The following is a 20,198-nucleotide window of genomic DNA, read 5'->3' on the forward strand; positions in this document are numbered from 1 at the left end:
ACGACTCAATACCGAAGTACTGGAGCTGTCCCATCATGGCTATCAAGAAGAAAGTTGAACTCGAAGCATTTGATGTGGCCGAACACCTTCATACACCGAAGGAAATGGCGGCCTATCTCGATGCATGCATCGAAGAAAGCGACGGCGATTCGGCATTCATCGCCAAGGCGCTGGGCGATATCGCGCGTGCCCAAGGGATGAGCAAGGTCGCACGTGCGGCGGGCCTGTCGCGGGAGAGTCTGTATCGTGCCCTGTCTGGCGAGCGCAGCCCTGATTTCTCGACCATCCTGAAGGTGACTCGTGCCCTGGGTGTGCGCCTGCATGCCAGCGCTGCATGAGCGTACGTGCGGACCTTGATGCGTTGGCACGTCGCTGGACGTAAAGCGCACGGAAAAGCATGAAAAAACCGCCTTTCGGCGGTTTTTTCGTCCCAAGCCGGTGAGTCAACTCAATGACGCGGCAAAGGAGGAGTCGTTTGGCCATTCTGGCTCGAAGCAGCTTGTGTGCCACGCTGCGCATTGATGCCTCACGCGTCTGCCGTTGCCAGATCAAGGCATTCGGCGCGAACAGGTTCAATCAAACCGGATGATGCGGATCAACCCTTTGTTGATGATCCGTCTCCGAAGGCGGCCAACGTGCCACAAGTGAACACCTCCTTCGCACCTTCGTAATTGATGAATGAGATTGTGCAATTCGCCCGCGTTCCAGGACGGATCCGGGCGATGGCTCTGTCATTCAGCACGAAGCTGTACCACATGAGTTCAGGGCTTATGGACAGCGCCATGGGGCGCGCGGTGGAGGCGATCATCTCGGCAACAGCGCCGCCGCGCGAATCCACTTCGTCCAGCCGCAGCTCAACGAGGACAGGTTTCAGGTTTGGGTAGGGTGTGCTCATTCCAGCAGCGGGTCTGCCTGATTCGTTCGTCGGGGTTGCGGCGTGTTGAATCTGTGCGTTGGAGACGCCAATGTTCCGCATTATTGAGCCCCGCCCACCTGCAACGCCACATACTCCGCCAGCCCCCGACAGGCCAGCATCAGCCCTTCGCGCGTGCCATCGCCGATATCGTCCTTCTCTTCCCCGTCCACGCGCACGCGCTCTGCGGCGTGATACAGCTCCAACAACGACACCAGGCCGACTGCGGCGCGATCCCGGCGTGCGGCGGCCACGGCCTGGCCGGGTGTGCTGGCGGGCCCCGTCCACGGCTGTCCGTCGGCGGCATCACCGGCGCGGATGCGCTGCAGGCATCCGGGCAGGTTGATCGGCGCAGGGGCCTCGTTGGCGGCGGCGAAAGCGGCTTCCAACGGCTGCGCCAGTTCGGGCGGCAGGCGCAGGGCAGCCTCGCCCAGGGTGGCGGTCAGGTACGGGTGATGGGCCTTGGGCATGCGGGCATCCTCGTCGGGAACAGAGGTGCCACCCGAGGAGGGTGGCGGGCGATGCGTGGCTTCCAAGACCGGGTCAACGAATCGGCGGGCACGAGGCCCCCACGCACCGCCCGCCGTCGATCGGCTAACGGATTGCCAGCCGGCGCCGTACTTGGGAGGACGACGCCGGCTGGCAAGCGTATACATCGTTGACAACACGGGCTTGGAAGTCCCGGCCACCCTCGCAGGTGGCGATTCATCATGCGCACGTGAAATCACCGCCTGCCAGTCGTTTGTTTCGATGGCATCGGGTGATCTGAAAGGAAAAATGAATTATCGCGTTTGGCCCGTTTCGAGCATTGCAATGCCAGAAGCGACATTTCGCGCGGGGCTGCAACCAACGATGAATCCTGGTGCGTCATTGCTGTCGCAGGGCCTTTCATGGCCCAGGAAGTAAAGCTGGCTTAACTTCCCCGGCAGGGCTTCCAGAACACCTTACCAGACATGAATCCCCACGCGCGCTACCCGGAAATTGATATTCCTCACGGACAGCCCGCAGCGCTCCACCGCATACTGCCACCACACGCCCATCCTGGGCCCCTTCGGGATCCGCACATGCGTCGCCATGCCCTGTCGCTCACCGTCGCACTGGTATCCACCGCCTTCGTGGTCCCAGCCATGGCCGCGGTACCGTTCTTCAACGCCAGCTGCCCGGGCGGCATCGATGTGCACGCCGACGAAGGCGGTCCGGTCTACGTGCAAGGCCGCGAGGCGGCGCTGAAACGCTTCAACGACCGCTATTTCGAAGCACGCGATGCGAACTCCGGCATCACCCTGTCGATCAGCAGCAACGAGGACGGCACGCCGCAGATCAGCTACACCGGCCGAGGCGGCGCCAATGGCATCTGCCAGGTCAGTAGCAGTGGTGCGCCTGCGCCCGCCGCAAACAGCGTTCGCCCTCGCGACGCTGCCTCCGGGGATGCCGCGCTACCCCGCGAAGTCACCTGCGAATCCACCGGTCAGCAGCAGGTGTCGTGCGATCTGAATACCCGTGGCAACGTGGAAATCGTGCGCCAGCTCAGCCGCACCCGCTGCGAGGAAGGAAAGAACTGGGGGCTGGCGCGGCATTCGGTGTGGGTCAACGGCGGCTGCCGCGCGGTGTTCCGCAATGTGTCCTCGGTGGCCACCCCGGCGCCGGCAGGCGATACCGCGCTGGGTTCCTGCAACATGCGCAAGGGCGCGCAGGGCACGCTGGTGACCCAGATGCCGGTGGGCAGCGACTACCAGGAACTGATCATCGATTATCCCGATGGCCGCTTCCTGTGCATGATGCGCAACAACGGCCAGGTGCAGAGCCTGACGCCGGTTCGCCGCCGCGGCGGTTGAGTTCATCGCGCCAGCGGCCTTATGGTGACCGCCCATACACCCGTCTGGTAGCACCTATATGTCCCATCTTCTGGCCAAAGCAGCTGAGAAGCAGGATCTCGCCCGAATCGACGCGCTGCTGGATGAGGGTGCCGATATCGAGTGGCAGCACAAAGGCACGGGGCGCACCCCGCTGCTATCGGCTGTGATCGCCGGGAAGGCTGACTCGGTGGAGCGGCTACTGGACCGTGGCGCCAACATCCAGCACGCCTGCGTTGCACTGGGTTACACCGCGCTGGGTTGGGCTGCCAACGCAGGCGATACGGAAATCGGACGCGTGCTGGTCGCTCGCGGCGCATTGCTGGATGTTGCTTCGCCGGAATCGAAGTACACGCCGCTGATGTTGGCGTCTTCGGGCGGCCACCTGGCTATGGTCGAACTGTTGCTGGATAGTGGAGCTGCCGTCGCACCGTTGAACTTCGAGGGGCGAAACGCACTGGCAATGGCCGATGCCCGCAAGCACGAAGACGTAGTAGCGCGTTTGAAGTTGGCGGGGGCGCAGTTGCCGCCGCCGTTGATAGAGGCACCGGCGCTTGAGTGGCCCGAGCCAGACGCCGAAGGTGAACCCGCCTCAGTGGTGCGTGGGTATCTGTTGGCCTATTACGAATGGGAAACGCGTGGCTACAAGGATTCCCGGTCCGGTGGCAACCTTCTGCGAAGCTCCGGCTTCCAGCAGGAGAAAGCGGATATTTTGACAGCCTGGTGCACCGACCGCCAACGCCTGTACTCGACTGGAATTTCAGTCGGGAGCCCCCGACGGTATGTGCCGGATGACCTACTGGTATCAGTTGCGAAGCTTGGGATCTCGAAGGCGGAAGTGCTGGTGCGCGACCATCCTCAGAAGTCGAGTTCCTTGCGTTACGAGCACTTGTTCGTACTCAAACGCGTGGGTAGACAGTGGCGTATCGACGTGTTGAAAAGGCGCCAATTCCGAGTAAAAAAGTGGTCGTCGGCTATTCTTTGACTGCAACTTTCAATATCCGCCGCTGCTCTTCCGCAGCAACACCCACGCCAGCATCAGGGCGAACATGCCAACGACGGTCAGGCCGAACCACAGCGCGGCCACCTTCACGTTGCCGATCAACGCCGTCAGCATCCGCTGCGGCTCGCTCTTCAGGATCGGATATTCAGCATGTGCCTTGCGCAGACGCTGCCACCCCAACCCGAGGAATACCAGGGTCGAGAACGGCACCAGCAGCAGCGTCGCCTGCATCAACCAGCCGTTCTGCGACGCATCGATCGAGCTGCTGAAAAAACCGCAAGAGCGGCGATGGGTAGCGCCCCGATGAAAAAGCGCGGCCAGGCCGTATTGATGAAGGGCGACATCGCAATCTTCCATGAAGCGGGGGCAGGTCCGCGCGGCATCATGCCATGTGATTGCCCTGCTGCACCGCCGCGAGTGGTGTCACACAGCTCTGGCTAGACTGTGCTTCTTTTTCCCCCGCAGGAGGCACCCATGGCCCATCCCATTTCCGTATCCCTGATTGGCGTTCCCACCGATGTGGGTGCGGGCCATCGCGGTGCACGGCTGGGGCCGGAAGCGCTGCGCGTGGCTGGGCTGCCGGAAGCGCTCGAGGCGCGCGGCGTGGATGTGCGCGACCTGGGCAACCTGGATGGTCCGCGCAATCCGTGGACCGCGCCGGTGGAAGGCTATCGCCACCTGGATGAAGTGGTGGCGTGGAACCACGCGCTGATGGAAGCCAGCTATGCCGAACTGCAGGCCGGCCGCATGCCGATCATGCTCGGCGGCGACCACTGCCTGGGCATCGGTTCGATCACTGCCGTGGCACGCTGGTGCCGCGAGCAGGGCAAGACCCTGCGCGTGCTGTGGCTGGATGCGCATTCGGACTTCAACACCAGCGATGTCACTCCATCGGGCAACATCCACGGCATGCCGGTGGCCTGCCTGTGCGGCCTCGGCCCGAAGGCGCTGACCCACCTCGGCGGCAGCGCACCGGCGATCACCCCCATCCAGGTGCACCAGATCGGCATCCGTTCGGTGGACCCGGAAGAGAAGCGCCTGATCAAGACCCACAAGGTGGATGTCTACGACATGCGCTACATCGACGAGAACGGCATGAAGCGCGCGGTCGAGGCAGCACTGGCGGGCATCGACGAGAACACCCACCTGCATGTCAGCTTCGATGTGGATTTCCTCGACCCGAGCATCGCACCGGGCGTCGGCACCACCGTGCCGGGCGGGGTGAACTACCGCGAGGCGCAGCTGGTGATGGAGATGATTGCCGACACCGGGCGCATGGGTTCGCTGGACATCGTCGAGCTCAACCCCTTGCTGGACAAGCAGAATGCCACCGCCGAACTGGCCGTGGACCTGGTCGAAAGCCTGTTCGGCAAGTCCACCCTGATGCGCGACTGAGCTCTCCGCCTGAACGGATCGATGATCCGTTCACACGCGCTCCACGCCCCTGCCGCCAGATTGCACATCACGCGGCGGCAGTGGCAGTGGCTCCTTCCGCCGAGCGACCGAACCCCATCCGCGAATGAAGCGGTATAGCGGCGAACCCAAGGAGAAGCCCATGAAGCGCGTAGTTGCCCTGATGCTGTTGTCGATGTTCTCGGTGGCCCTGCTGGCCGGTTGCAACACCGTTGCCGGTGCCGGCAAGGACGTGCAGAAGGCTGGCGAAAAGGTTGAGGATGCCGCCAAGGGCCGTTGAGCCTGAAGTGGAACGGAAAGCAAAAAGGCCGGGGGGACCTCCCCGGCCTTTTTTCTTGCGCGTTTTTCTGCAGCGTACGTGTCGAAGCGTAGTGAACCATTCAAGCAGGTGAGCAGTGCTTTCATGGTCGGTTGACCGGCACTCAACAGCCGCTGCGCGAAGCTGTAGCCACGGTAAGAACGCCGTTGCAACCAAGGACTCCCAGCAATGAACAAAGACATCATTTCCGGCAAGTGGTCGCAGCTGAAGGGCAAGGCCCAGGCCAAGTGGGGCGATCTGACCAACGACGACTTCGATGTGGCTGAAGGCAATGCCGAGTATCTGGCCGGCCGCCTGCAGGAACGTTATGGCTGGGCCAAGGATCGCGCTGAGAAGGAAGTCCGTGAGTTCCAGGATGCCGTGAGCAAGGACTACCCGGACTACAAGTAAGCGCTACGGTTTTCCCCCACGGCACAACGCCCGCACCGAGAGGTTGCGGGCGTTGTGCTGTCTGGGCGGCGATCAACGCGCCGGCGGGTCCGGCACATAGCGGTTGGGGAACGCCTGCGGTTCGCGCGGCAGGCGCGACGGCGGTGTATCGACCAGGATGCCGCGCGCGCGCAGATTGCGGGCGCTGTCGTAGCGCAGCTGCAGAACCTGCGCCGGGCTGCGGCTGGCGCGTTCGAAGTCGGTATCGCGTACCGACGACTGCTCGCGTGCGCCGTGGCCGGTGCCCAGCGCAGGGGCCTGTGACTTGCTGGCATAGCCCTCGATGCGGCTGTTGCTGGCGCTGGCATCGGCCGCCGCTTCGGCCGTCGGGGCCGGTGCCGGCAGCGGCAGGCTGCGGCGCAGGATCGGATCCGGACGCCAGCGGCGCGCTTCCTCGAACACCGCCACGCCGACCACGCCGATGTTGTCCGGGCGACCGGTGCGGCTGGCATAGCTGCCGCTGGGGCTGCTGAACACGAACTGCGCCACTTCATCCTGGCTCTTGCGCCAGCCGGTGATGTCGGCGCGCTGGCCGGGGTTGAGCACGTAGCCGGTCTGCGACGGATCGGCATCCTCGCCGGAGATGGCGTTGACGCCGTCCACCGACAGCACCACCAGCACCCGGCGCGGGCTGTCGTTGTACAGGCGCACGGCGTAGCGGTGGCCGCGCTCGCCGGCCACCCAGCGCTGGCCCTCGGCAGGGTAGCTGCGCAATTCGGTGCCGCGGTCGCGGTCGACCAGAGACATGCGCACGGGGCCGCCCTCGTAGGCCGGCGGCGGCATCGGGACGGGGCGGAAGCCGGCCAGGGGCAGGATCAGCAGCAGGGGCAGCAGGCGTTTCATCGGGCGTCTCCAGCGGGGTTGCGTGAATGAACGCGCCGCAGGCCCTGACGGGGTTGGTGGCGTGCAAGGTAAACTGGCCCCGTTCATCGAAGGTTACCCCACGCAGTCATGACCACCCGAGTCCTTACCGGCATCACCCCCTCCGGCACGCCCCACCTGGGCAACTACGTTGGCGCCATCCGTCCGGCCATCGCGGCCAGCCGCGCCCCGGGGATCGAGAGCTTCTTCTTTCTGGCCGACCTGCACAGCCTGATCAAGTCCCAGGACCCGCAGCGCACCCAGCGCGCGACCTTGGAGATCGCGGCTAGCTGGCTGGCCTGTGGCCTGGACCCGGAACAGGTGTGGTTCTACCGCCAGAGCGACATCCGCGAGACCACCGAGCTGATGTGGTTCCTGACCGCCATCGCCAGCAAGGGCATCCTCAACCGCGCGCACGCCTACAAGGCGGCGGTGGACAAGAACCGCGAGGAAGGCGTGGACGAGGACGCAGGCGTCAGCGCCGGCCTGTTCATGTACCCGGTACTGATGGCCGCCGATATCCTCATCTTCAAGGCCAACCAGGTACCGGTGGGCCGTGACCAGATCCAGCACATCGAGATGGCGCGCGACTTCGCCCAGCGCTTCAACCACGTGTATGGCAAGGAGTACTTCCCGCTGCCGGACGTGGTGATCGACGAGCAGGTGGCGACGCTGGCCGGCCTGGATGGCCGCAAGATGAGCAAGAGCTACCACAACACCATTCCGCTGTTCGTGCCGCGCGAGGAGCTGAAGAAGCTGGTGTTCTCGATCCTGACCGACTCGCGCGCACCTGGCGAGCCGAAGGACACCGAGGGCTCTGCGCTGTTCCAGATGTACCAGGCCTTCGCCACCCCGGAACAGACCGCCGAATTCGCCAGGGCGTTCGCCGCCGGCATCAGCTGGGGTGAGGCCAAGCAGCAGCTGTTCGAGCGCATCGACAGCGAACTGTCGCCGCTGCGCGAGCGCTACAACGCGCTGATGGCCGAGCCGGAGAAGATCGAAGCGCTGCTCAAGCGCCGTGGCCAGCAGCTGCGCGAGCAGTTGGCGGCACCGCTGCTGGACGAACTGCGCCATGCGGTGGGCCTGCGTGACCTGTCCACCGCAGGCGATATCGCCAGCGAGGACGCCGGCGTGGCCCGCGTGGCACCGCCACTGTTCAAGCAGTACCGCGAGAAGGACGGCCGCTTCTACTTCAAGCTGACCGCCGGTGACGGCACGCTGCTGATCCAGAGCGAGGGCTTCGATTCGCCGCGCGATGCGGGGCAGTTGATTGCCGTGATCAAGCAGGCGGAGCAGGGTGACCAGCTGCAGAGCGAACTGTTCAAGCTGGAAGCCGAAGTGGACGCCGTGCTGGCGGCCCTGGCCATGCTGCGCGAAGCGTAAGGGTAGTGCCGGCCGCTGGCCGGCAACTGCATAGGAAATGCCGGCCAGCGGCCGGCACTACCACGGCAACTGCATAGGAAAACGCCGGCCAGCGGCCGGCACTACCACGGCACTGCATAGGAAAACGCCGGCCAGCGGCCGGCCCTACCCGCGAACGAAGGTCATGGCATGATGTCCGCGCGCCTCAGGCGCGATGACATGGAGTCTGCGATGGCCTGGTTGTCGCTGCTGCTGTTCCTGCCCTGGTTCCTGCTGCTGGGCAGCCTGTACTGGCTGTTCCCGCGCCAGCCGCGCACCCCGCGGCGGCGCCTGTTCGATGGCTCCACCCTGCTGCTGGCCTTCGCCCTGAGCATCGTCTCGATGCTGTGGGGGTATCGACTTGGCATGGCACAGCCCGGCGCCGGCCCGATCTGGCCGCAGGTACTGGCGGTGCTGTACGCCTACGGCGCATTCCTGGCGGTGCTGGTGCTGGCCCTGCTGCTGCGGCCGCGGTTCGCATTGCGCTGAACCTGGCCCTTGCGCACCCGCTGGACCTGCGGTTGGTTGGCCTGCGCTTGCCCTTGGTAGAGTCGACTGTGAGTCGACTGCTCTTCTGGAAGCCCGCGCTGCGCGCGACAGTCGACTGACAGTCGACTCTACCCGGCCACAACCCGGCACTACCCGACCAAAGCCGCATCGAACCCGGACCGCCCGCGCGCCTACCATGGGCGTCTGTTCCCGATCCTGCCAGGTGCGCGCCGATGATCGCCGACCCCAGCATCCACACCATCGATACCGGCTTCCAGCGTCCCGACTTCGACGCGGCCTATCTGATCGTTGAAAACGACCGCGCCGCGTTCGTCGACTGTGGCACCGGCCTGTCGGTGCCGGCGATGCTGCAGGCGCTGGCCAACGCGGGTCTGGCCGTTGACGCGGTGGACTGGCTGCTGCTCACGCACGTGCACCTGGACCACGCCGGCGGCGCCGGCCTGCTGATGCAGCAGCTGCCCAACGCAAAGGCAGTGCTGCACCCGCGCGGTGCGCCGCACATGATCGACCCGACCCGGCTGATTGCCGGTGCCACGGCGGTGTACGGTGCCGAGGAAATCGCGCGCAGCTATGGTCGTATCGAGGCCATTCCCGAACATCGTGTGGTGGTGGCCGAGGACGGCCACCGTATCGACCTGGCCGGCCGCGAGCTGGTGCTGCTGCACACCCCGGGCCACGCACTGCACCATTACTGCGTGTGGGATGCGCGCAGCCGCAGCTGGTTCACCGGCGATACCTTCGGCATTTCCTACCGCGAGCTGGACAGCGCGCAGGGGGCCTTCATCTTCCCGACCTCGTCGCCGGTACAGTTCGACCCGGAAGCGATGAAGGCCTCGATCCAGCGCATGCTGGGCTATGGCCCGCAGGCGATGTACCTGACCCACTACGGCCGCGTGGAGCAGGTGCAGAAACTGGCCAACGACCTGTTCGAACAGATCGATGCGATGGCCACCATTGGCCGCCAGTGCGATGGCCGCCCCGACCGCCACCGCTGCCTGCTGGCCGCGCTGCAGGCGCTGTACCTGGAACGTGCACAGCTGCATGGCTGTGCGCTGGACGATGCGGCGGTGATCGCTGTTCTGGCGATGGACATCGAACTCAACGCGCAGGGCCTGGCCTGCTGGCTGGACCGCATCAGCAGGTAGACCCATGCCATGCGTGGATGACGTGAGCCCAGGCTGCGCCGTGATGTCACGACCACGTTACACTCTGGTGACTTCCAAGCTAGCCGTGGTACTGCCGTGAATCCGATGCGCGTGTTGCTGCTGTCGTCCTGCCTGTTTGTCGGTGGCCTGGCCCATGCGGCCAACGACCTCCCGGGTGGCGGCATCGATCCGCAGGCTCTGTCGCGCCACGTGCGTGTGCTGGCGTCGGATGAATTCGAGGGTCGCGCGCCGGCCACCGAGGGCGAAGAGCGCACGATGCAGTACCTGATCGAGCAGTTCCGCAGCTACGGCCTGCAGCCGGGTGGCGTGGATGGCAGCTGGGTGCAGCCGGTGCCGCTGGTGCGCGCGCAGCTGGACGGGCCGGCCAAGGCCAGCCTGTCGCTGAAGCAGGGCAAGCGCGCGCTGGCCAACGGCGTGGACGTGACCCTGCAGAGCCTGCAGCCGCGCAAGCGCGTGCAGATCAAGGATGCGCCACTGGTGTTCGTCGGTTATGGCATCGACGCACCGGAACGCCACTGGAACGACTACAAGGACGTGGACCTGCACGGCAAGATCGCCGTGGTGCTGATCAACGACGCCGATTTCGAGGCCGATGCACCGGGCGCGTTCGATGGCAAGGCGGTGACCTACTACGGCCGCTGGACCTACAAGTTCGAGGAAGCCGCGCGCCGTGGTGCCGAGGGTGTGCTGATCGTGCACGAGACCGCGCCGGCCGCCTATGGCTGGGCCACTGTGAAGAGCTCGGGCACCTCGCCGCTGTTCGACATCGAACGCGGCCAGGCCGAGGCGATGGCGCAGCACACGCCGCTGCGTGGCTGGATGCAGCGCGAACTTGCCGAGGCGATCTTCGCCGACGCCGGCTTGGACTTCGATGCCGAGAAGCGCAAGGCGATGCGTGCCGACTTCCGCCCGGTGGCACTGGACAACGCGAAGCTGAGCGTGGATTTCGCGCTTAAGCGCGAGCAGGTGGTGACCCGCAACGTGGTGGCCAAGCTGCCCGGTGGTGAACACGCCGACGAGGCCGTGATCTTCTCCGCGCACTGGGATGCGTTCGGTATCGGCCAAGCCGACGCCAAGGGCGACCGCATCCGCCGTGGTGCGATCGACAACGCCACCGGCGTGGCCACGGTGCTGGAACTGGGCCGCGTGTTCGCCGCCGGCCCGCAGCCGCAGCGCACGCTGTACTTCGTGGCCCTCACCGCCGAAGAGAAGGGCCTGCTGGGTGCCAGCTACTACGCCGCGCATCCGCTGGCGCCGCTGGACAAGACCGCTGCAGTGCTGAACATCGAGATGTTCAGCCCGGATGGCGCGACCCGCGACATCGCTTCGTGGGGCAAGGGCCGGGTGTCGCTGGAAGGCGACCTGGAACGCGTGGCCAAGGCCCGCGGTCGCAGCTACAGCCCGGACCCGAACCTGGAGGCCGGCTTCTTCTACCGCGCCGACCACTTCGCCTTTGCCCGCCTGGGCGTGCCGGCGATCACCATCGGCCCGGGCCTGGACAAGCTGGACGGCGGTGTTGAAGCCGGCCGCGCGCTGCGCGAGAAGTATTTCGCCGACTGCTACCACCAGGCCTGCGATGCCTGGACCCCGAGCTGGGATCCGAGCGGCCACGCGGCTGACACTCTGCTGGTCTACGACCTGGGTGCCGAGCTGGCCAACAGCCGCCGCTGGCCGACGTGGGAGAAGGAATCGGAGTTCCGCAGCACGCGGGACAAGAGCGAATCCGCCCGCCGCTGAGGTAGTGCCGGCCGTTGGCCGGCAACCTCATGAACCTTCGGAAGGAATGCGGCGTTGCCGGCCAGCGGCCGGCACTACCGCGCGTTCACCGGCGCCGGCGCAGCAGCGTCCATGCGCCCCAGCCGGCGGCAGCGAGCGCTGCCAGATAGCACGCCACCATCGTACGCAGGCCAACCGGCGACCCTGCATTGATGCCGCGATGCAGGCGCAGTTGCAGCGAGCTGTGGCCGCTGCCCAGGTCCACCGCCAGCTGCAGCGCCAGCGCGGCGCAGAACACCAGCAGGGCGACCCCGAACCCGGTGCGTGGCCACGCGACCTGTGCGCTGGGGCGGCGCAGCAGCCAGGCCAGTGCCGTGGCTGCGGCCAGCGTCGCCGCGATCCACATCAGTGGCGTGGCGGGAGACGCAGCGGCCACCGGCAGTGCACCGGTGGCCGCGATCAGGGCAACGCGCTTACTTGCGGGTGCCGTCGAGCCAGTTGGGGCCCTTGTTGGTGAGGAAGAACACATAGACCACCAACGATACCGCGATCGTTGCGGTCACGTAGATGGCGAACCAGTCGACGTGGCCGGTCTTCAGCGCGCCCTGGTACAGCAGCGGGGCGGTGCCGCCGAACAGCGAGTTGGCCAGCGCGTAACCCAGGCCTACGCCCAGCGCACGCACGTGGGTCGGGAACAGCTCGGCCTTCACGACGGCGTTGATGGAGGTGTAGCCGGTGAGGATGACGAACGCCAGCGCCAGGGTCAGGAAGGCCAGGGTGGCGTCATGCTGGTGCGGCAGCTGGGTGATCAGGTACCAGCTGTACAGCACGCCGCCCACACCGAAGAACACCAGCAGGGTCTTGCGGCCGATGATGTCCGACAGCCAGCCGCCGACCGGCTGCAGCACCATCAGGAACGCCAGCACGCCCAGGTTGATCAGGGTGCCGGTCATCGGGTCGTTGCCCGCGAATGCGCTCTGGATCATTTTCGGGCCGTTCACCGAGTAGGTGTAGAAGGCCACGGTGCCACCGGCGGTGATCAGGAAGCACAGCAGCAGAGGCCGCCACTGGTGCACGAACAGCTCGTACATGGAGCCGGACTTCTGCGCCTTGCCCTCGCGCGCAGCTTCGATCGACGACTCCGACAGCGATTCGTCCATGCCGCGGCGCAGCCAGAACACCACCACCGCGGCGATGCCACCGATGCCGAAGGCGATGCGCCAGCCCCACTCGGAGATCTCCGGCTTGCCCCAGAAGGTCAGCATCAGCAGCAGGGTCAGCTGGGCCAGCACATGGCCGCCGACCAGGGTGACGTAGTGGAAGGAGGACAGGAAGCCGCGACGGCCGGGAATGGCGGCCTCTGACATGTAGGTGGCGCTGGCGCCGTACTCGCCGCCGGTGGCGAAGCCCTGCAGCAGGCGCGCGAACAGCAGGATGACTGCGGCCCAGATGCCGATGCTGGCGGCGGTGGGGGTGATGGCGATCAGGAACGAGCACAGCGCCATCAGCGTGACCGAGACAGTCAGCGCCAACCGACGGCCGTGGCGGTCGGCGAAGCGGCCGAAGAACCAGGCACCGATCGGGCGCATCAGGAACGTGGCGGCGAAGATCGCCCACACGTACATCGTGGAGTTCTTGTCGTCCGGCGAGAAGAACTGCGATTCGAAGTACACGGCGAACACCGAGTACACGTAGACGTCATACCACTCCACCAGGTTGCCGGCGGAGCCTTTGAGGGTATTGGAGATCGACCGGCGCAGGGCAGCGCGGTCGTTCGCGGGTACGGCAGGTTGGGACGTGGTGCTCATCTGGGTGGGAATCCTCGATGCGGCGCGTCCGTGCGCAGGGAAAACGGCGCCCGGCCTTGGGGCGGCGCGGCCGGGCAGCCCTCTTGGTACTGCATCCGCCGTCAACACGGGGTAGCAGACCAGAGCAGGGTGCATGGATGGATGACAGCGTGCCACCGTCCGGGGTGCCGGACCATACTCAAAACGTCCTAGAATCCGCCTTCCCCCGGCTCCCTGGTGTGTCATGTCGGTTCCCCCCTCTTCGTCTGCGGCTGCCCCCCGGGGTGGCCTTGTCGCGCTGGCATTGCTGCTGGTCTACGTGGTCTGGGGCTCGACCTACCTGGGCATCGCCAAGGCCCTGCACGGCGGCGCGCTGCCGCTGACGATGGTTTCCGGCAGCCGGTTCATCATTGCCGGTGGCCTGATGTTCCTGGCCTTGCGCCTGTTCTGGAAGATGCCGAACCCGACCCTGCGGCAGTGGCGCAACCTGGTGGTGATGGGCGTGACCATGCTGGTGCTGGGCAACGGCATGGTGGTGCTGGCCGAGCGTGAGGTGTCCTCGGGCCTGGCCGCGACAGCGGTGGCCTCGGTGCCGCTGTGGATGGCGCTGTTCTCGGCGCTGCGCGGGCAGCATGCCAGCCGCGGTGAGTGGCTGGGCATCGCCATCGGCTTCCTCGGCGTAGTCTGGCTCAACGCCGGCAGCAGCCTGACGGCCTCGCCGACCGGGCTGGTGCTGCTGCTGATCGCGCCGATCGGCTGGGCCTTCGGTTCGGTGTGGGCGCGCGGCCTGGACCTGCCGGGCCCGTTCATGACCGCCGCCGGGCAGATGATCTGCGGTGGTGTGCTGCTGGTGCTGATCGGCCTGGCGGTCGGCGAGCGCCCGACCACGCTGCCCGATACCGGTGGCCTGCTGGCGATGGCCTACCTGTGCGTGTTCGGTTCCATCGTTGCGTTCACCGCCTACGTCTGGCTGCTGCAGAACGTGCGGCCGGCGCTGGCCGGCAGCTATGCGTACGTCAATCCGGTGATCGCGGTGCTGCTGGGCGCGCTGCTCAACGGCGAGCGCTTCGGCTGGCGCGACCTGCTGGCGATGGCGGTGATTCTCCTGGGTGTGGTGGTGCTGACAATGGCAAGGACGAGAAAGAAGTGAGCATGGACGAGAAAGAACAACGCCGGGGCCTGCTGGTCACCGCATCCACCTTCGTGATCTGGGGCCTGGTGCCGGTCTATTGGCACCTGCTCAACGAGGTACCCTCGTTCCAGATCATCGCCCACCGCATCATCTGGAGCACCGTGATGGTGCTGGGCTGGCTCTTGATCAGCTCGCGCCTGGGCTGGTGGCAGAAGATCGCCGCGCAGCCGCGCGCGCTGCCGATCCTGCTGGTGTCGAGCCTGACCATCGCCTTCAACTGGGGCCTGTACATCTGGGCGGTCAACGCCGGCCATGTGATCGAGACCAGCCTGGGCTACTTCATCAACCCCCTGGTGAACGTGCTGCTGGGCGTGCTGGTGCTGAAGGAGCGGCTGCGGCGCCTGCAGTGGGTGGCGGTGGCGATGGCGGCGGTGGGCGTGGCCTGGCTGACCATCGACGCGGGTACGCCGCCGTGGATCGCGCTGGGCCTGGCCTGTTCGTTCGGCCTGTATGGCCTGCTGCGCAAGCTGGTCTCGGTCGATCCGGTGGCCGGCCTGGGCGTGGAGAGCATGTACCTGTTCCTGCCGGCGCTGGCCTTCGCGATCTGGGCGGAAAACGGCCATGGCGGCGCGTTCTTGCACGGCTGGGGCTGGCGCAATGACCTGCTGCTGATCTTCGGTGGCGCAGTGACCGCAGTGCCGCTGATCGGTTTCGCCTACGGCGTGAAGCGCATCCCGCTGTCGCTGGTCGGCATCCTGCAGTACATCGCGCCGAGCCTGCAGTTGCTGCTGGGCGTGTTCTTCTTCCACGAAGCGTTCGATACTGCCAAGGCGATTGGCTTCGCCGCGATCTGGGCCGGCCTGATCCTGTTCGTCGGTGACAACATCCGCACGATGCGCGCCAAGCGCTAGCGCCGGCGGGCTGCGGGGTCGGATCCCTCCGCAACGCGGAGGGCTCTGACCCTGTTCTATCCGTCGCGTGGGGTCAGAGCCCTTCGCAGGGCGAAGGGATCCGACCCGCTTCCACCCAAAAAAGAACGGCGCCCCGAAGGGCGCCGTTCTGCTTCCATCCACCGCCAGGAGAGAGAGATGGCGGTGGCGGGAACGCGGTTGCAGGCTTAGAAGCGCTGCTGGTACTTCATGTACATGAAACGACCGATGTCGAAGCCACCGTAGTAGGTGAAGCTGCTGTTCGGCTGGCTGTACATGATCGGACCCTGGTGGTCGAAGACGTTGTTCACGCCCAGCGACACGGTGCCGTCCCACGGCAGGCTGTAACGCACCTGCAGGTCGTGGAAGGTGTTGGAGCCCACCTTGCGGCTCGGCTGCGCATCGGTGTACGGCGAGACGAAGCCGGCCATGTTGCAGTCCGGGCCACCGGCCAGGTCATACGAGCAGGCTTCCTTCATGCCCGAGTAGTAGCGGGCGGTCCAACCGATGCCCAGGTCGCCGTACTGCCAGTCCAGGTTGAAGGTCGAACGCACGCGGAAGTTGCCCTGCCAGCCGGTCTTCTGCTCCACCGGCGTGGTGGCGGCGCTGTCGTTGCGCTGCTCCAGGTAGTCGGTGTAGGTGGTGTTCCAGGTGGCGGCAAAGCGGCCGAACGCGGTTTCCGGCAGGCGGTAACGCAGGCTGAAGTCGTAGCCGGCGGTTTCGCGGTAGCCCGCATTGACCAGCGAGCGGTCCAGCGACGTCACCTGACCCAGCGTCTTGGCGCTGGTGGAACGGGTGAAGCGGCCGCACGCCGAATCCACGCCCTGCACGTAGCACTGGTTGAGGATGTCGGTGGCCGACTCACCCACGATCGCGTTGTCGATGCGGATCTTCCACCAGTCCAGGCTGACGTCCAGGCCCGGCACGAACTCGGGGCTGTACACCAGGCCCACGGTCCAGGTCTTGGCGGTTTCCGGCTTCAGGTTCGCATTGGAACCGGAGTCGAAATCGGCGATGCCCTGCTGGCCCGGACGGTTGGCGACGTTGCCTTCCGACGCGGTCTGCTGGCGGAAGTCCGCCGGCACCTTCAGCGCCTGGCAGCGTGCGGCCACGGTCGCGCTGCTGGCAGCGATGCCGAACGAGGTATCGCACGGATCGGTGAACGAATCACGGCTCTTCACCGCACCGCCGTACAGGTCGTCCACGGTCGGCGCACGGAAGCCGGTGCCATAGGTCGCGCGTACCAGCAGGCTGTCGATCGGCTTCCACTTCAGGCCGAACTTGCTGTTGGTGGTCGAACCGAAGGTGTTGTAGTCGGTGTAGCGGCCGGCCAGGTCCAGCGACAGTTCACGCGCGAACGGCATGTCGGCCAGCAGCGGTACCTGCAGCTCCAGGTAGACCTCGTTGAGCGAGTAGTCGCCACGGGTCGGCTGGCCGGTGGTGCCGGCAATCTGGCCCTTCTGCACCATCAGGTCCGGGGTGTAGCTGGCTTCTTCGTTGCGGTGCTCGAAGCCCATCGCGGCCATCACGTCGCCGGCCGGCAGGGTGAACACCGAACCGGAGATGTTGGCGCTGGCGACCTTGGTGGTGCTCTTCATCTTGTCGACGAAGCGGGTGAACAGGTAGTCCTGCACGTCCTGGTTGCTCAGCGAGCCCGGGCCCGCATAGCCCATCGGCGCGGCCGGGTTCCACGGCACGCAGCCGGCGATCACTGCACCCGGGCTGCCGCAGCGTGCCACGGTGCCATCCATGAAGGATGGGCCGACCGCCAGGTCGACGTGCGGCTGGTACATGCTGCCGGTACCGATGCGCTCGCCTTCATTGCGGTTGTACATGTAGCTGACGTTCCAGTCCCAGTAACGCGAACCGGTTTCGAAGCTGCCTTCCAGGCCGATGCTGGCGCGCTTGGTGTCCAGGTTGTTCTCGGTCGCACGCGGCATTTCTTCGGTGCGGTGCGAGAACAGCACGTCCTGGCCCCAGTGGTTGAACGCACTGTCCTTGGACAGGGCAGCACGGGAACCGTTGCGCGCCTGTGCGGTGGACACCGAGTAGGGGTAGCCGGCCAGGTGCTTGGTCGACTCGCGCTTGCTGTACAGCGCGTCGGCCACGATGCGCAGGTCATCGGTGATCGAGAAGCCACCGTTGGCGAACACCGAAGTGCGCTCCAGGCCGCTCAGCAGGCTCATGTTGGTCTTGGTGTTGGCACCATCGGCCGGATTGGGCGTGTGGAAGTTGCCCTTCTGGCTCGGGTCGCCGCCCGGGCCCACGGTCAGCGACTTGCCGTCGACGGTGACGCTGCCCCACTGCGTGGTCTGGTTCAGTGCCTTGACGTCGTCGGGATGGCGCGGGCCACCCGGGTAACGGCTGAACTCGCGCTCGCTGCCGAGAATCTCGTCTTCCTTGGTGCGCTCGGCGCCGACGCTGAACCAGCCGCGGTCGAAGGTCTTGCCGAAGGTGGCGCTGTAGGAGCGCTTCTGGCCGTCACCTTCACCGTACTGGCCGACGTAGACGCTGGCTTCGCCACCGTCGAAGTTCTTGCGGGTGATGATGTTGACCACACCGGCGATGGCGTCCGAGCCGTACAGCGCGGACGCGCCATCGGTGAGCACTTCCACGCGCTCGACAATCGCCGAGGGAATCGAAGCCAGGTCGGAGTAGCCACCGGCGCTGACGCCCATGCGGCGGCCGTCGATCAGCACCAGGCTGCGCTCCGGGCCGAGGTTGCGCAGGCTGACGTACGTGCCGCCGAAGTCGCGCGAAGAACTCAGCGACGACGAGCGGCTCAGGCTCGGTGCGCCGGCGGCGGTGACGTCCTGCAGGATGTCGGCGACGTTGATGTAACCCTTCTTCTCGATCTCGGCGCGGCTGAGCGCGACGACCGGCTGTGCGGTCTCGACACTGGCCTGGCGGATGCGCGAGCCGGTGATTTCGATGCGATCGAGGTTGGTCGGGGTATCGCCGGCGCTCTGTGCGAAGGCGGGGGTGGTGCAGCTGGCGGCCAGCGCGATGACGATCGCGTTGCGCAGCGGATTGGTTTTCAGGGACATCCGTGAAATCTCGTGTTTCAGGAAAAACAAGCGCCCGTTCTATGGACGCGTGGGGTGCTGCAAACCAACGTGGGGGGGCGATTCTAGAATGTTTCCATTCGTAACTGTTTGCCTCTGCGCCGCGGATGGGCGCGAAAATGAATCGCAACCAACAATCCACAGATGGGATGTGCGCGACGTCACGCGCGTTGCGCTTGCGATGGGCAGAGGCATCGATAGCGGCGTATTTCCCGCAATCTGTAGCCGTGCGCGTGCGCCGGCATCCATCCACGCATGGCGTGGATCTACTGGACGTCCTGGCTCACCACCAAGCGTGGATGACGCGCAAAAGAAGAGGGACGGAGCCTTCGCTCCGTCCCCCTGCGTGATGCGCATTCCACCGCTGCGTGATGCTCAGGTTTCGCGCAACGCCGTGGTGATCGGCAAACGTGCCGCGCGCAGCGCCGGGAACAGGCCGCCGACCAGGCCGATGCCCAGCGCCCATTTCAGTCCGGTCCACAGCAGTTCCGGCGACACATGGAACTTGAACACCACCGCGCTGAAGTTGCTGCCGATGGTGGACACGCTGTAGCCATTGAACAGCAGCCACGCCACCGCACACCCCAGAAGGCCACCCAGCAACGCCAGCAGCATGGTCTCCAGCATCACCGCCGTCACCACCGGCAGGCCGCGGAAGCCGATCGCGCGCATGGTGGCGATCTCGCGCGCACGCGTGGCCACGGCCGCATACATGGTGTTGAGTGCGCCGAACACTGCACCCACCGCCATGATCGTGCCGATCACCTTGCCGAGGATGTCGATCAGCTTGGTCAGCCCGCCGCCCTGCTTGCTGTAGTAGACGCGGGTGGTTTCCACGTCCAGTTTCAGGCGCGGGTCGGCGGCGACCGCTGCCTTGAACTGCTCGAAGCCGGCCTTGCCATCGGTACGCACGCTGATCGACTGCCAGGCGCTGCGCTGGTAGGTGGTGGCCAGCGTATCGGCGTCGGTCCACAGCTCCGAATCGTGCGCATCGCCGGTGGCGAACACGCCGACCACGGTCCAGGTCTGGTTGCCCAGGGTCAGCGTCCTGCCCACGTCCATGTCGCGGAACTGGCCCTTGGCACCCTGGCCGACCACGATCTCGCGCAGGCCGGCTGCGAACTTGCGGCCTTCGATGATCTTGACCTTGTCATGCACGGCCCAGGCCTGCGGACCAACGCCGCGGAACTGCGCGTTGACGTCGGTGCCGTCGGACTTCGATACCAGGTTGACCACCTGCGACAGCTCCGGCGACAGCAGCGGCCGGCCTTCGCCATCGCGGCTGATGCCGGGCAGGGTGGACAACGTCGGTACCTGCTCGCGGGTGATCACCGAGTTGGTCTCGGCCTGCGAGCCGCCGCGCAGCACGATGGCGGTGGTGTCGTCGCCGGTGTTGTTGAGCGTGGCCTGGAAGCCTTCGCCCATCGCCAGCATCGCCACCAGCACGCCGACCACGCCGGCGATGCCGACCACGATCACCGAGGACGCGCCCCAGCGCTGCGGCAGGCTGGCCACGCCGATGCGGGTGGCGGCCAGCGCCAACCGTCCGCCACGAGTCAGCAGCAGCCACAGTGCCACCAGCACGGCCACGGCCAGCACGCCGAACCACGGCAGGCTGATCCACAGCACCAGGCCGATCACCAGCAGCAGCACCGTCAGGCCGTTGCCCAGCCATTTCTTGAGTTTGCTCTTGAACATGTC

General features: G+C 65.9%; 20 protein-coding genes. 12 read left to right on the forward strand and 8 right to left on the reverse strand.

The window, feature by feature from the left end; genetic code table 11:
* The first annotated feature begins 35 nt into the window (after positions 1-35).
* The gene (locus tag JLDANKMP_RS19250; RefSeq protein WP_005407703.1) at positions 36-338 is read left to right on the forward strand and encodes an addiction module antidote protein; all 303 of its coding nucleotides are present in this window, start codon (positions 36-38) and stop codon (positions 336-338) included.
* A 257-nt stretch (positions 339-595) separates the two neighbouring features.
* Here JLDANKMP_RS19250 and JLDANKMP_RS19255 read toward each other — a convergent pair whose 3' ends face one another.
* Both JLDANKMP_RS19255 and JLDANKMP_RS19260 read right to left on the reverse strand, forming a co-directional pair.
* Positions 596-895, reverse strand: a complete 300-nt coding sequence (locus JLDANKMP_RS19255; protein ID WP_005407704.1) for a hypothetical protein — start codon at positions 893-895, stop codon at positions 596-598.
* A gap of 80 nt (positions 896-975) precedes the next feature.
* On the reverse strand, positions 976-1,383 hold the full coding sequence (locus tag JLDANKMP_RS19260) for a hypothetical protein (RefSeq protein ID WP_005407705.1): 408 nt from the start codon (positions 1,381-1,383) through the stop codon (positions 976-978).
* A 594-nt stretch (positions 1,384-1,977) separates the two neighbouring features.
* Between JLDANKMP_RS19260 and JLDANKMP_RS19265 the strand changes: the two genes are divergently transcribed.
* Together JLDANKMP_RS19265 and JLDANKMP_RS19270 are read left to right on the forward strand one after the other, a co-directional pair.
* Positions 1,978-2,748 (forward strand): DUF3011 domain-containing protein, encoded by a 771-nt coding sequence (locus tag JLDANKMP_RS19265; protein WP_005407706.1) that lies wholly within the window; start codon positions 1,978-1,980, stop codon positions 2,746-2,748.
* Positions 2,749-2,806: 58 nt separating this feature from the next.
* Complete coding sequence (locus tag JLDANKMP_RS19270; protein ID WP_049449941.1) at positions 2,807-3,751, forward strand: ankyrin repeat domain-containing protein; 945 nt, start codon at positions 2,807-2,809, stop codon at positions 3,749-3,751.
* A 9-nt stretch (positions 3,752-3,760) separates the two neighbouring features.
* On the opposite strand, the gene JLDANKMP_RS19275 is transcribed toward JLDANKMP_RS19270, so the two are convergent.
* Complete coding sequence (locus JLDANKMP_RS19275) at positions 3,761-4,126, reverse strand: hypothetical protein (RefSeq protein ID WP_249337001.1); 366 nt, start codon at positions 4,124-4,126, stop codon at positions 3,761-3,763.
* A gap of 117 nt (positions 4,127-4,243) precedes the next feature.
* On the opposite strand from JLDANKMP_RS19275, the gene rocF reads away from it, so the two are divergent.
* The 3 genes from rocF to JLDANKMP_RS19290 all read left to right on the forward strand — a co-directional run bounded on the left by rocF (position 4,244) and on the right by JLDANKMP_RS19290 (position 5,891).
* Complete coding sequence (gene rocF / locus JLDANKMP_RS19280) at positions 4,244-5,164, forward strand: arginase (RefSeq protein WP_005407709.1); 921 nt, start codon at positions 4,244-4,246, stop codon at positions 5,162-5,164.
* 160 nt (positions 5,165-5,324) lie between these two features.
* Entirely contained in the window at positions 5,325-5,462 is a 138-nt protein-coding gene (locus tag JLDANKMP_RS19285; protein ID WP_005407710.1) for an entericidin A/B family lipoprotein, read from the forward strand.
* A 207-nt stretch (positions 5,463-5,669) separates the two neighbouring features.
* A complete protein-coding gene (locus JLDANKMP_RS19290) occupies positions 5,670-5,891 on the forward strand; it encodes a CsbD family protein (RefSeq protein WP_004153772.1) in 222 nt (73 codons plus the stop codon).
* A gap of 72 nt (positions 5,892-5,963) precedes the next feature.
* On the opposite strand, the gene JLDANKMP_RS19295 is transcribed toward JLDANKMP_RS19290, so the two are convergent.
* Positions 5,964-6,773, reverse strand: a complete 810-nt coding sequence (locus JLDANKMP_RS19295) for a hypothetical protein (RefSeq protein ID WP_212561863.1) — start codon at positions 6,771-6,773, stop codon at positions 5,964-5,966.
* 108 nt (positions 6,774-6,881) lie between these two features.
* Here JLDANKMP_RS19295 and JLDANKMP_RS19300 point away from each other — a divergent pair, with 108 nt between their 5' ends.
* From JLDANKMP_RS19300 to JLDANKMP_RS19315, 4 genes are all read left to right on the forward strand, one after another.
* Positions 6,882-8,174, forward strand: a complete 1,293-nt coding sequence (locus tag JLDANKMP_RS19300; protein WP_212561864.1) for a tryptophan--tRNA ligase — start codon at positions 6,882-6,884, stop codon at positions 8,172-8,174.
* Between the two features lie 210 nt (positions 8,175-8,384).
* On the forward strand, positions 8,385-8,681 hold the full coding sequence (locus JLDANKMP_RS19305) for a hypothetical protein (protein ID WP_005407713.1): 297 nt from the start codon (positions 8,385-8,387) through the stop codon (positions 8,679-8,681).
* A 233-nt stretch (positions 8,682-8,914) separates the two neighbouring features.
* A complete protein-coding gene (locus tag JLDANKMP_RS19310) occupies positions 8,915-9,847 on the forward strand; it encodes an MBL fold metallo-hydrolase (protein ID WP_024956158.1) in 933 nt (310 codons plus the stop codon).
* Between the two features lie 105 nt (positions 9,848-9,952).
* Entirely contained in the window at positions 9,953-11,605 is a 1,653-nt protein-coding gene (locus JLDANKMP_RS19315; protein ID WP_212561896.1) for a M28 family metallopeptidase, read from the forward strand.
* Positions 11,606-11,690: 85 nt separating this feature from the next.
* On the opposite strand, the gene JLDANKMP_RS19320 is transcribed toward JLDANKMP_RS19315, so the two are convergent.
* Both JLDANKMP_RS19320 and JLDANKMP_RS19325 read right to left on the reverse strand, forming a co-directional pair.
* Positions 11,691-11,990 (reverse strand): hypothetical protein, encoded by a 300-nt coding sequence (locus JLDANKMP_RS19320; RefSeq protein WP_212561897.1) that lies wholly within the window; start codon positions 11,988-11,990, stop codon positions 11,691-11,693.
* 67 nt (positions 11,991-12,057) lie between these two features.
* Positions 12,058-13,392 carry an MFS transporter gene (locus JLDANKMP_RS19325; protein ID WP_043035190.1) on the reverse strand — a complete coding sequence of 445 codons (1,335 nt, stop codon included), beginning with the start codon at positions 13,390-13,392 and terminating at the stop codon, positions 12,058-12,060.
* Positions 13,393-13,615: 223 nt separating this feature from the next.
* On the opposite strand from JLDANKMP_RS19325, the gene yedA reads away from it, so the two are divergent.
* Both yedA and rarD read left to right on the forward strand, forming a co-directional pair.
* Entirely contained in the window at positions 13,616-14,521 is a 906-nt protein-coding gene (yedA, locus tag JLDANKMP_RS19330; RefSeq protein WP_043035189.1) for a drug/metabolite exporter YedA, read from the forward strand.
* Positions 14,518-15,414 (forward strand): EamA family transporter RarD, encoded by an 897-nt coding sequence (gene rarD / locus JLDANKMP_RS19335; RefSeq protein WP_212561865.1) that lies wholly within the window; start codon positions 14,518-14,520, stop codon positions 15,412-15,414. The genes yedA and rarD overlap by 4 nt, the downstream gene beginning before the upstream one ends.
* 206 nt (positions 15,415-15,620) lie before the next feature.
* Here rarD and JLDANKMP_RS19340 read toward each other — a convergent pair whose 3' ends face one another.
* Both JLDANKMP_RS19340 and JLDANKMP_RS19345 read right to left on the reverse strand, forming a co-directional pair.
* Complete coding sequence (locus tag JLDANKMP_RS19340) at positions 15,621-18,479, reverse strand: TonB-dependent receptor (protein WP_005407725.1); 2,859 nt, start codon at positions 18,477-18,479, stop codon at positions 15,621-15,623.
* Between the two features lie 393 nt (positions 18,480-18,872).
* Positions 18,873-20,195: an ABC transporter permease gene (locus tag JLDANKMP_RS19345; protein WP_005407726.1), complete on the reverse strand. Its 1,323-nt coding sequence runs from the start codon at positions 20,193-20,195 to the stop codon at positions 18,873-18,875.
* Positions 20,196-20,198 lie beyond the last annotated feature (3 nt).

Origin of the sequence: Stenotrophomonas sp. PE591 (genome assembly GCF_018320795.1) — a bacterium.
In the GTDB taxonomy this organism is placed as follows: Bacteria; Pseudomonadota; Gammaproteobacteria; order Xanthomonadales; family Xanthomonadaceae; genus Stenotrophomonas; species Stenotrophomonas maltophilia.

Excerpts from the sequence above, each read along its gene's own strand:
- JLDANKMP_RS19250 (WP_005407703.1), top strand. The coding sequence starts at position 36 with ATGGCTATCAAGAAGAAAGTTGAACTCGAAGCATTTGATGTGGCCGAA.
- JLDANKMP_RS19255 (WP_005407704.1), bottom strand. The coding sequence starts at position 895 with ATGAGCACACCCTACCCAAACCTGAAACCTGTCCTCGTTGAGCTGCGG.
- JLDANKMP_RS19260 (WP_005407705.1), bottom strand. The coding sequence starts at position 1,383 with ATGCCCAAGGCCCATCACCCGTACCTGACCGCCACCCTGGGCGAGGCT.
- JLDANKMP_RS19265 (WP_005407706.1), top strand. The coding sequence starts at position 1,978 with ATGCGTCGCCATGCCCTGTCGCTCACCGTCGCACTGGTATCCACCGCC.
- JLDANKMP_RS19270 (WP_049449941.1), top strand. The coding sequence starts at position 2,807 with ATGTCCCATCTTCTGGCCAAAGCAGCTGAGAAGCAGGATCTCGCCCGA.
- JLDANKMP_RS19275 (WP_249337001.1), bottom strand. The coding sequence starts at position 4,126 with ATGGAAGATTGCGATGTCGCCCTTCATCAATACGGCCTGGCCGCGCTT.
- rocF (WP_005407709.1), top strand. The coding sequence starts at position 4,244 with ATGGCCCATCCCATTTCCGTATCCCTGATTGGCGTTCCCACCGATGTG.
- JLDANKMP_RS19285 (WP_005407710.1), top strand. The coding sequence starts at position 5,325 with ATGAAGCGCGTAGTTGCCCTGATGCTGTTGTCGATGTTCTCGGTGGCC.
- JLDANKMP_RS19290 (WP_004153772.1), top strand. The coding sequence starts at position 5,670 with ATGAACAAAGACATCATTTCCGGCAAGTGGTCGCAGCTGAAGGGCAAG.
- JLDANKMP_RS19295 (WP_212561863.1), bottom strand. The coding sequence starts at position 6,773 with ATGAAACGCCTGCTGCCCCTGCTGCTGATCCTGCCCCTGGCCGGCTTC.
- JLDANKMP_RS19300 (WP_212561864.1), top strand. The coding sequence starts at position 6,882 with ATGACCACCCGAGTCCTTACCGGCATCACCCCCTCCGGCACGCCCCAC.
- JLDANKMP_RS19305 (WP_005407713.1), top strand. The coding sequence starts at position 8,385 with ATGGCCTGGTTGTCGCTGCTGCTGTTCCTGCCCTGGTTCCTGCTGCTG.
- JLDANKMP_RS19310 (WP_024956158.1), top strand. The coding sequence starts at position 8,915 with ATGATCGCCGACCCCAGCATCCACACCATCGATACCGGCTTCCAGCGT.
- JLDANKMP_RS19315 (WP_212561896.1), top strand. The coding sequence starts at position 9,953 with ATGCGCGTGTTGCTGCTGTCGTCCTGCCTGTTTGTCGGTGGCCTGGCC.
- JLDANKMP_RS19320 (WP_212561897.1), bottom strand. The coding sequence starts at position 11,990 with ATGTGGATCGCGGCGACGCTGGCCGCAGCCACGGCACTGGCCTGGCTG.
- JLDANKMP_RS19325 (WP_043035190.1), bottom strand. The coding sequence starts at position 13,392 with ATGAGCACCACGTCCCAACCTGCCGTACCCGCGAACGACCGCGCTGCC.
- yedA (WP_043035189.1), top strand. The coding sequence starts at position 13,616 with ATGTCGGTTCCCCCCTCTTCGTCTGCGGCTGCCCCCCGGGGTGGCCTT.
- JLDANKMP_RS19340 (WP_005407725.1), bottom strand. The coding sequence starts at position 18,479 with ATGTCCCTGAAAACCAATCCGCTGCGCAACGCGATCGTCATCGCGCTG.
- JLDANKMP_RS19345 (WP_005407726.1), bottom strand. The coding sequence starts at position 20,195 with ATGTTCAAGAGCAAACTCAAGAAATGGCTGGGCAACGGCCTGACGGTG.